The organism is Acinetobacter calcoaceticus (assembly GCF_051947995.1).
Classification (GTDB): Bacteria; Pseudomonadota; Gammaproteobacteria; order Pseudomonadales; family Moraxellaceae; genus Acinetobacter.
Genome location: NZ_JBLVVH010000052.1, coordinates 1 through 234, shown reverse-complemented (window position 1 = coordinate 234; position 234 = coordinate 1). Strand labels below are relative to the sequence as shown.

1 pseudogene is annotated in these 234 nt (G+C 39.3%); it reads left to right on the top strand.

Annotated features, from left to right (window positions below):
• Positions 1-81: 81 nt before the first annotated feature.
• A pseudogene (locus ACNQO6_RS18515) lies at positions 82-234 on the top strand (SMC-Scp complex subunit ScpB); the annotation flags it as partial.

Sequence of the window (234 nt, the reverse complement as noted above, 5' to 3'; positions counted from 1 at the left end):
ACTTTAACTCACACGTCAGCAAATAATCCAGATTATTCATACCGGAATTGAAGCTCCGGTGTCCATTCAGGGAGTTTCCGCATGAGTCTAGATCAGTTAGAACAAAATGAAAGCCAGTCACTTGAAGACATTCATCATGATGTTTTATTACAAAACGAAGCAATCCTGTTCGCCAGTGACTCACCAGTCTCGATTGACCCTCTAAAAGTAGCATTTCAAAACGTATTTTTTTTG